This window comes from Streptomyces sp. NPDC029014, from assembly GCF_055564695.1.
Window position 1 is genome coordinate 1 of sequence record NZ_JBVHVT010000153.1, and the last position, 9,418, is coordinate 9,418.

The 9,418-nt window shown below is 66.2% G+C and carries 7 protein-coding genes and 2 pseudogenes; 4 read left to right on the plus strand and 5 right to left on the minus strand.

All coding sequences use genetic code 11. The features are described from left to right. Positions 1 to 130 precede the first annotated feature (130 nt). Positions 131 to 754, plus strand: coding sequence for a hypothetical protein (locus ACZ4VL_RS39535; RefSeq protein WP_468210537.1), 624 nt, complete (start codon positions 131 to 133; stop codon positions 752 to 754). A 7-nt stretch (positions 755 to 761) separates the two neighbouring features. Here ACZ4VL_RS39535 and ACZ4VL_RS39540 read toward each other — a convergent pair whose 3' ends face one another. The 3 genes and pseudogenes from ACZ4VL_RS39540 to istA form a co-directional block, all read right to left on the minus strand. Beyond that, on the minus strand, positions 762 to 1,157 hold the full coding sequence (locus tag ACZ4VL_RS39540) for a hypothetical protein (protein WP_468210540.1): 396 nt from the start codon (positions 1,155 to 1,157) through the stop codon (positions 762 to 764). A gap of 85 nt (positions 1,158 to 1,242) precedes the next feature. Next, positions 1,243 to 1,862: pseudogene (gene istB / locus ACZ4VL_RS39545) on the minus strand (IS21-like element helper ATPase IstB); the annotation flags it as partial. After that, the gene (gene istA, locus ACZ4VL_RS39550) at positions 1,859 to 3,277 is read right to left on the minus strand and encodes an IS21 family transposase (RefSeq protein ID WP_468210543.1); all 1,419 of its coding nucleotides are present in this window, start codon (positions 3,275 to 3,277) and stop codon (positions 1,859 to 1,861) included. The gene istA and the pseudogene istB, both read right to left, overlap by 4 nt. A 272-nt stretch (positions 3,278 to 3,549) precedes the next feature. Here istA and ACZ4VL_RS39555 point away from each other — a divergent pair, with 272 nt between their 5' ends. Together ACZ4VL_RS39555 and ACZ4VL_RS39560 are read left to right on the plus strand one after the other, a co-directional pair. Then, positions 3,550 to 4,866 (plus strand): ISL3 family transposase, encoded by a 1,317-nt coding sequence (locus ACZ4VL_RS39555; protein ID WP_468210551.1) that lies wholly within the window; start codon positions 3,550 to 3,552, stop codon positions 4,864 to 4,866. Positions 4,867 to 5,182: 316 nt separating this feature from the next. Then, entirely contained in the window at positions 5,183 to 5,629 is a 447-nt protein-coding gene (locus tag ACZ4VL_RS39560) for a hypothetical protein (RefSeq protein WP_468210545.1), read from the plus strand. Between the two features lie 42 nt (positions 5,630 to 5,671). On the opposite strand, the pseudogene ACZ4VL_RS39565 reads toward ACZ4VL_RS39560, so the two are convergent. Together ACZ4VL_RS39565 and ACZ4VL_RS39570 are read right to left on the minus strand one after the other, a co-directional pair. Then, positions 5,672 to 6,571 (minus strand): annotated as a pseudogene (locus tag ACZ4VL_RS39565) (IS701 family transposase); the annotation flags it as partial. 179 nt (positions 6,572 to 6,750) lie between these two features. Then, complete coding sequence (locus ACZ4VL_RS39570) at positions 6,751 to 7,827, minus strand: IS630 family transposase (protein ID WP_468210553.1); 1,077 nt, start codon at positions 7,825 to 7,827, stop codon at positions 6,751 to 6,753. A gap of 958 nt (positions 7,828 to 8,785) precedes the next feature. Between ACZ4VL_RS39570 and ACZ4VL_RS39575 the strand changes: the two genes are divergently transcribed. After that, the gene (locus ACZ4VL_RS39575) at positions 8,786 to 9,157 is read left to right on the plus strand and encodes a hypothetical protein (RefSeq protein ID WP_468210548.1); all 372 of its coding nucleotides are present in this window, start codon (positions 8,786 to 8,788) and stop codon (positions 9,155 to 9,157) included. Positions 9,158 to 9,418 lie beyond the last annotated feature (261 nt).

Sequence of the window (9,418 nt, forward strand, 5' to 3'; positions counted from 1 at the left end):
AGCTACCTCGCCGGCCTCCACCTCCGCGCCGCAATGATCTGGATCGACGACCTCCTGAAGACCGCCGAATGATCACGACATCACACAGGCCCTAGCAGGCTCACCCAAGGCCCGAAAGCGTCGACTGGTCGTGCTCGGACAGTTCTTCCGCTTCGCGCGGTCCCAGAAGATCGTCCTCGTCGATCCTGCCCGCGGTCTGACCGCCCGAGGACCAAGCGGCTTCACCGGCGCGACGCTGACGCTAGACCAGCAACGTGTGCTGTTCCGCCGCTGGACGATGGATCCGGCTGTCCACCCGCACGAAGCCCTTCTCGGCATGCTCGCCCTGTTGCACGGCGCCTCAAGCCGCGAGGTCAAGATGCTGCAGTCCGGGGACCTCGACTTTCGTGCCCGGACCGCCCGGCTCGGCGACCGCCCGCATCCGGTTCCTTTGGATCCGCCGTCTTGGGCGGCAGTGGAACGCTGCCTGGACCACCGTGAAGACCAGCGGACGGACAACCCGCATGTGATGGTCACCCGCCAGACGAAGTCCGGCCGGGGGCCGGCGTCCACTGCTTATGTCAGTCACGTCCTCGATGCCTGCGGCTTCCCACCCCGCATGATCCGCTGCACTCGACTGCTCGACCTGGTCAACACCATGGACCCCAAGCTCGTCGCCGCCGCCTTCGGAATGAACCCCGAGGCCACCATGATCTATCTGTCCGACCGCATCGATGAGACCCGCTTGGCCAAGTGGGAGACGGCCAACGACTGATCTCTGGTCAGAGTTCGTACGGGTAGAGAGCGATCTTCTCGCGCTCGATGAAGAGCTCGACCCACGTGCCGGCAACACCCTCGGGCAGCGGATCAGCAAGATCCAGCAGAATCTGCGAGCCATCAAAGTCCAGCACGGCTGCACCGTCCACGGTGAGGTCCAGCCGTCCGCGCAGGACAACGCAGTGCCCGCCAGGACGGACTCCCGGTCCGACGCCGACAGCTGGTTTCGCGTTACGACCCCAGGCGATGTCCTCATCGACCGTCCACTCAACGTAGTACTCGCCCGGCTTCGCGGCCTGGTCACCGCACCAGCGGACCGCTGTCCGGCCGAACGGCGTCCGGACCTGGGCCAGCCAAGGACTGTACGGAAACTTTGAGACCTTCATCAGTTCGACCAGCATCGTTCGATCATGCAGCATCCGCGATCCTGCTGGAACCTGTGAAGATTCGGCGCCGCCTGGCATAGGTTCGCCGGAACATGTGCGCTTTGCTGAAGGTCTTGTTCGAGGTGAGGATGATCGAGCCCTTCTCGTAACGCTTGGAGATCACCTGGAAGACCAGGTTCGCCTCAGCGCGTTCGAGGGGCTGGTAACCGACCTCATCGACCACGAGGACGCTGGGCCGGAGGTAGGTGCCGAGTTTGCTGGACAGTCGGCCAGCGGTTTCGGCCGTCTTGAGGTTGCGGACCATGTCGTCGAGGCTGGTGAAGTCGAGTAGCCAGCCCGGCAGGCCGCGGCCGCGAGGGCCACGGCGATGTGGGTCTTGCCGACTCCAGGTGGCCCGAGGAGGGCCGCATTGGCCTTGGCCTCCACGAACGACAGGGTCGCGAGGTCCTTGATCTTGCGCGGGTCGAGTTCAGGCTGGAACGAGAAGTCGTACTCGTCGAGTGTCTTGTGGTGCGGGAGCCGGGAGAGCCGCAGGCCCTGGCGGAAGCGGCGGTCGTCGCGGACAGCCAGTTCCTCGGAAAGGACCAGGTCCAGGAAGTCGAGGTAACCCATCTTCGCCTCGTCGGCCCGCCGTGAGTACTCGTTGACGGCTTCGGCCAGGTGAGGCAGGCCGAGCTTGGCGGCCGTGGTGCGGATACGGTTGCCGGTCAGCTCGCTCAAGACGTTTCCTTGCTCTGGGAACGGGTGGTGAAGGGGCGGGTGCCAGTCAGTTCGTCATAGACCGACAGCGGTCGGCGGCCGACCTCGACACGGGTGGCAGCAGCCCGGTTCAGCAGGGCCTGCAGTGACCCGGCTTCCCTGCTGCCTGGATGCTCGTGGCGGGGCTGGGCGGGGATGTCGCTGGTGGTGGTCCGGCGTCCCTTGCCGGTGGGCAGGCCGTCCCAGTGCGTCTCGTCGACGACGCGGACTCCGCGGCCGACGGCCCGCGGGTGGATGGCCAGCAACGTCTCCCCGCCGTTTCCGGGGGCTGTTGAGTGCAGCATGACCTGCGACTTCGTGGCCCGGATCTCCACCAGTTGCCGGGGACGGACCTTTCGGGCCGGCACCGAGTAGAGGTTGCCGCCGAAGGCGACCAGGCAGTCCTTGCCGACTGGCCGCAGATGCCGTTCGGCCACCAGATAGGGGGTGGGCGGCAGCGGGCGGAGGGCCGCGTGATCGCGGGCGGCCCGCTCGCCGATGATGTCCCGGTGCGTCTTGTGGATCTGGGCCCGCCGGTGCGGCACCCAGGCGGTGAACGCGCTGTCCATCTCCTCGACGGAGGAGAAGGCCCGGCCAGACAGGACGTGGTCGCGGACGATGAGGACCTGGCGTTCGACGCGGCCTTTGCCAGTGGGCCGGTAGGCGGCCAGCACGTCGATGTCGAAGTCGTAGTGGCCGGCGAATCCGACAGCCTCCGGATGCAGCGGAACGGCCTCACCTGGGGCAACATGGCGGCGGACGACAGTCTTGGTGCGGTCGTAGACGATCGTCATCGGTGCCCCGCCGAAGTGCGTGAACGCCCGCCGGTGGCAGTCGAAGAAGGTCTGCAGATCCTGGCTGGTGGTGAAGCAGCAGAACGGGTCGCGGGAGTACGACAGGACCATGTGGAAGGAGTAGACCTTCTCGATGCCCATGTGAGCGAGGATCTTTCCCTCGTCGCCCCAGTCAACTTGAGCCTGGGCACCAGGGATCACCTCGAACCGGCGGTGCATCCCCGCCAGCTCCCTCGGAGTGATGCCCAGTTCCTCGGCGATCCTGGGACGGGCCTCCTGAACATAGAGCTTGACCCGCTGGTAGTTCCCGGTGAATCCGTATTCCCTGGCCAGCCGCTCGTGGATCACCGAGGCCTTCATCAAGACCTCGGCCCTCAGCATCGCATCGATCAGGGGCGCCACCTCGTCGACCACCCGCTTGTGTGTCTGGCCGTTCGCCGATCGCCGCGGCGGCCCCGCCGGCCCCTCGGCCGACAGATATTTACTGACCGTCCGCCAGTTCAGCCCGGTCTCCCTGGCGACCTCCGACACGCTCATCGCGCCGGACTCCACCAGACCACGAAAACGCCGGAGCTCCAGCCATCGCTGCGGGTTCAGAACCACAGCTGCCCCAATCTGCCTCCTCGGAAACAACAGGCAGCAGCGTGCCGATCACCGACACCGGGCACAGCAAGAACTCTGTACGTTCAGCCGTACGGCACTCTGCACGTTCACGGCTCTGGCAAGATTTTCGTAGCCGGAGATCATCTCGGTGACACGGTCGTCCGGCCTGCCTGGCGGGCAGCCTCTGACAGTGCTCTGTTGAACTGGCAAATCTGTTACCGCAGTTGTCTGATCTGTTGGTGATCTCGGTTGAGATCTCCGATGCTGCAGTGGTGGTCCGTGCCCGTACGAGATCCGGTGAACCAGCGGCATGTACGGGATGCGGACAGCTCAGCGCCTGGGGACATAGCCGTTACGTACGGAGCCTCGCCGACGTCACGCTCGCAGGTCGGCCTTCGCGCATCGACTTGTCCGTACGCCGCCTGTACTGCGAAAATACGGCCTGCCTGAAGGTGACCTTCGCCGAGCAAGTGCCCGGGCTGACCGTGCGCTACCAGCGGCGGACACCGCCGTTGCAGCGCCTGGTTGAGGATGTCGGCGTGGTGCTGGCCGGCCGGGGCGGTGCTCGGATGCTGCAGATCTTGAACATCAGGCTTTCGCGGGTCGCCGTCCTGTCTCAGCTGATGCGGGTGCCGCTCCCGCCGCTGGTCACGCCCCGGGTCCTGGGGGTGGACGACTTCGCGCTCTACGGCGACGCCTATGGCACCCTCCTGGTCGACGCCACCACCAGGCTCCCGCTCACACTTTGGGAAGGACGCGACGCGGAACGGCTTGGCCGGTGGCTCCGCCAGCACCCAGGCGTTGAGGTCGCCTGCCGTGACGGTTCGCTCGCCTACCGGCATGGCATCACCGCCGGCGCCCCGGACGCCGTGCAGGTCAGCGACCGCTTTCACATCTGGCAGGGCCTCTCTCGCCGCGTTCAGGACATCGCATCCGCCCACCGCAGCTGCCTGCCCGCAGCCCTGCCCCCGACCAGCCAGACCGGTCCCGCACCGATCGAGGAGCCCGCCGCGGACACACGAGCCGCGCGTCATGCCCAGAGGCTCTTCGAGGCCGTGCAGGCACTGACCCGGTCCGGCCGCAGCCACAGCTCCGTGGCCCGGGAGCTCGGCTTGAACCGCCGCACTGTCAGCAAGTATGCCCGGGCCCATACCTGGCAGGAGGTGGTACGCCGCCCGCCACGCAAGCCATCCACCCTGGATCCCTACCTCGGCTACCTGCAACAACGCTGGGACGAGGGACAGCACAGCGCGAAGATCCTTCACGAAGAACTCCAGGCCAAGGGCTACCTCGGCCACTACCAGCGCGTGAAGATGGCCGTCGCACCCCTCAGGCGGGGCCTGCCTCTGGACGAGCCACGCGAGCGACCGCCCTCCCCACGCGAAGCCGCCCGCTGGATCACCACTCACCCGCACCGCTGGACCCCGCACCTCAACGACCGCCTGCCCCGACTCCTCGACCACTGCCCTGAACTCAGGACCGCCCACGACTTGGTCCGCCGCTTCGCCGCCATGCTCGACAACCGCGACGCCACACCCTTGGCAGCATGGCTGGACGACCTTGCGAACACCGGGCTGGCTCACCGCTGACCGGCCTTGCCGGAGCCCTACGCGAAGACTGGCATGCCGTCGCCCAGGGGATCGCCACCCCCTACAACTCCGGTGTGAACGAAGGCCGTATCACCGACGTCAAGCTGCAGAAACGCCTCATGGCTGGACGCGCCGGCGTCTCTCTTCTCCGCCACCGCGTCGTCCTAATCGCCCACCTCCGCCGCCGATACACGGACTGACAGACTGCCCTCCCGGGCTGGGCACCACTTCCTGAGAGACCGACCCCATGCTCTGGTCGTCACGAATGCTTCGTCGCCTCGACGGGGTGTCAGCCGTGGATGTCAGAATCGGCGCCATGACTCTGTGCGACTACTTCGCGGCCACCGACGACCAGGCTGCCGCCGCCGCGGCTCAGCTGCCTGGTGGCCCGGCCCAGGCCGCACTCGACACGGTCTCTCTGAAGGGCATCGACCCGGTGGTCGCCATTGCCCAGCTCGAAGGGATCGCGACCGGCTGCAGCTATGCGGAAGCCAGCCAGCGTCCGCGATCCGGACAGTTGCTGTCCCCACCAGAAGCCGACGGCCCCTTCGTGTTCAGCCTGTCGAACTCGCTGATCCAGGCACTCGTCACTGCAACACCGGATGACCTCAGGCGGTTCGCAGAGCCATGGTCCCGGACGGACGAACTGCGACAGAGCCAGGTCGATGCCGAGACCGCGGCCGGTGCTCTGGAAGCCCTGGCCAGCCTGGCCTCTCGTGCTCAGGCAAGCCACATGGGTCTGTATTGCTGGTGGTCACTGTGACTCCGCAGAGCCAGCTATCAAGCCTCGAGAAGAGATGATCTCATAGGCGAGGTAGTAGGCGATCTCGTCCGGCCGGCTGAGACTGCGTCGGGCCAGTGCCCAGCGTCGGCGGATCAGCACACCGTCCTGATGGTCGTACTCGGCCACCGGGCGCAACTGAACAGCCGCCCAGTCGTATTCACGCTGCCCCTTGGCGCCCGCGCCGCAGGAACGGCGTTCCCATGCCTGCTCGGGGGCCTGCTCGAAGGCCCTGTCGATGCGTGGGCCGGCCAGGGAGAACTGGGATTTCGGGACGGCGAGGACGTAGCCGACGCCGGATGTTTCCAGCATCCGGCGGAAGCGGTTGTCCTGTCCATAAGCGGCGTCCGCCGTGACCCAGGCGATCGCCAGCCGCGAGGCCAGCGCCCTGCGGACGATCGCCGCCGCGAGGGTGTTCTTGGTGGCGAACTCCCTCTGATCGGGGACCTTGGCCGCGCGGCAGCGGTCGCGGTCGTCGGTCCAAGACTTGGGCAGGTAGAGCTCGCGGTCCACCAAGGCCCGGCCGGCTGCGCTGGCATAGGCGGCGAAGACGCCGATCTGGCAGTTCTCGGTGCGGCCGGCGGTGCCGGAGTACTGCCTTTGGACTCCAGCGGAGGTAGTGCCCTTCTTCAGGAACCCGGTGTCGTCGATGATCAGTACCCCGTCGGGGCGGCCGAGGTGCTCGGCGACGTAGGTCTGCAGGTCGTCGCGGATGTCGTCGGGGTTCCAGCGGGCTCGGGAGAGCAGGTGCTGTAGTCCGTCCGGGGTGGCGTGGCCGGCGTGTTCGGCAAGTTGCCAACTGTTCTTGCGGGCCACCGGGGCGAGCAGTGCGCGCACGTAATCCCGCATGCGGCGGCGTGGTTCGACGCGGCCGAAGTGGTGCCCGATGGTGGTGAAGAGGTGGTCCAGGTCGCGGTCCCAGATCTCGGCTGCCTGTTCGGTGATCACACCCCGAGGCTTCCCAGCGCCCGGGGCGACCTTGCCGTCGTGGGCACTCATTCGAGGGGCGTGCGGGCAGAAGCAGTCCAACGACGGCATCCTGCCCGCTACACTCCCACCGCTCGACGTTTCCCCAGGTCAAGCCACGAAGTACTGCTGGAGTACTAGTGTCCTGCGCTGGAGATCCGTCGGCAGAAACGGGCGAGGGAGTCGAGGATCTCCTCGGCTGTCTTGGTCCAGATGAACGGCTTGGGGTCTTCGTTCCAGTTCTTGATCCACTTGCGGATGTCGGCTTCGAGGGCCTGGACGTTCTTGTGGGCGCCGCGGCGGATCATCTGGTCGGCCAGGAGGCCGAACCACCGCTCCACCTGGTTGATCCACGAGGAGCCGGTCGGGGTGAAATGCAGCTGGAAGCGGGGGTGTTGGGCCAGCCACGTCCTGACCGCCGGGGTCTTGTGGGTGCCGTAGTTGTCCACGATCAGGTGGATCTGGAGATGCGCGGGTACCTCCTTGTCGATCCTGATCAGGAACTTCTTGAACTCGGCAGCCCGGTGCCGTCGGTGCAGGGCACTGATGACCTCACCGGTGGCGACATCGAATGCGGCGAACAGGGTGGTCAGACCGTTGCGGACGTAGTCGTGAGTCCGGCGCTCGGGCATCCCGGGCATTATCGGCAGGACCGGCTGGGACCGGTCCAGGGCCTGGATCTGGGACTTCTCGTCCACCGAGAGCACCACCGCGCCCTCGGGCGGATTGAAGTACAGGCCCACGACGTCGTAGACCTTCTCCACGAACAGCGGGTCCGTCGACAGCTTGAACGTGTCCGTCAGATGCGGCTTGAGCTGGAACTTCCGCCAAATCCGGCCGACGGTCGACTTTGACAGGCCGCTGCGGTCCGCCATCGACCTGCGCGACCAGTGGGTGGCGTTCTTCGGAAGTTCCTCCAACGTCGTGACCACGACGTTCTCCACCTGCTCGACGCTAATGGTGGGCGGCCGGCCCGGCCGGGGCTCGTCGACCAGACCGTCCAGCCGCTCGGCGAGGAACCGCCGGCGCCACTTGCGGACCGTGTCCGCGGTCACCCGCAGATCCCGGGCGACCGCAACGATCGCCGGCACCTCCGGCCCCGCACACGCCAGCACAATCCGTGCGCGCAGGGCCAGAGCCTGGGCCGACGTCGCCCGCCGCGTCCACCGCTCCAACACCGCCCGCTCATCGACAGACAGCAGCAACGGCTCCAGCTTCGGGCCCTGACGAGGAACAGACGCACCAGCAGCACAAGTCACACAACAACTAACGATCAACTACCGGCGCAGGACACTAGGCGCTCGGCGGTGGGGCCGGGGCGGGTCGCTGAGGGGTCGGCGGAGAGGGCCCGCTCTGCTGCGTTGCGGGGGCCGGGTGCCGATCTCGCGGCCCGTCGGCAAGCCAGGCGCTTCCTGCGCCATGGGTCGGCCTCGTCGTCTTCTGGTGGGCTGGGCTTCCGCCGGATCTCCGTCGGCCGACCGGGCACAGGATTGGAGAGGCCTTGGCAGCCTGAATCTCCTCGGCGAGGGGGGACGAGTTTCGCCGCTGTGTCGGCCGGTCGGCTGGACTCGGCACAGTCGAAGCACCCGGGTGCGACAGGTTGCGCGCTATGTCAAGAAATCTTGCGCCCACAGCACATCCGCCCAAACGAATGGCTAATACGCTTTGGATTGCGCCTCACAAATAGCAGCACTCTCATGGAGTGCGGAGAGACGCTCAGAATCTGCAGGGACCATCAGGGATGGGAGTTTCAGGTCATGAGTTCATTTAATAGGGTCAGAATGGCCGCCGGGTCCGGGGTAGCGGCAGTCGCCATCATCGGAGGGATGGTGGCGGCATCACCCGCCCAGGCGGCAGTAAAGTGCTACGACATCGGCAATGGAAATCTTTGCGCCGAGTTGATAAACAACGGGTACAACGCCACGTACTACAAGGTGAGAGGCCGGACCGTCACGGTCGAGTTCTCCCTTCACTGCAAAAGGGGCGATTACGACTCCGAGGGAGCATTCCAGATTAGCCCGGGAGAGACTCGCAGCTATTTCTTCGCTACGGGTAACCTCGGCCCCTGCCATGTGAGCCTGCGCGATGTCGAGAGCGGGGAAACATTCGACTCCCCTCGTGTCCCTTAACCAGTCAAGCAACCACACGCAATCAGTCCAGAGAGGGTAAATCATGCGCGTTCGGCACAAGCTCGCCGTGATCGGTGCAGCGACAGCCGCATTCCTTGCCGGCGGTGGAATAATAGCGTCCTCGGCATCAGCCGTGCAAAAATGCCAGGACGTCGGAAATGGCCTGCTGTGCATCGAGCACGTCAAGCTGAAAGGCTACGACGCCACATACATCAAGCGCTCTGGGTCGACCGCAAAGGCCGACTTCAACCTGGTGTGCGGGGACCAGCGCTTCGGCGACGAGGGACCCTTCTGGATCAGTGCAGGGTCCCGCAACACCTACTTCTTCGCCGTTGGCGACCAGGGGCCATGCCGAGTCGAAATGTATGACTACGCCACCGGCCAATGGCTCCGCTCCGCCAGCAGCCACGGCTGAACGGATCCTGCAGCCACCCAGAGTCGGCTGGGCCGGCACCTACAGCATGGCGCAGTCAGAGATCCGGCCCGCGAAGCCACGTTCTACGGCGTGAAGAGAACTCGGCTGCCGGGCGCGCCGGCCACCGTGCGAGGACCGTAGCCACGGCGGCGGCCCCCACCGCAGAGGGATGCCGTTGGCTCATTCGCCCCGTTGAGCTTGTGCTCGGCGGGGCGAAGTGCTGCCAGGTGGGAGGTGCGGGTTCGGGCGCGGGGCCTGTTG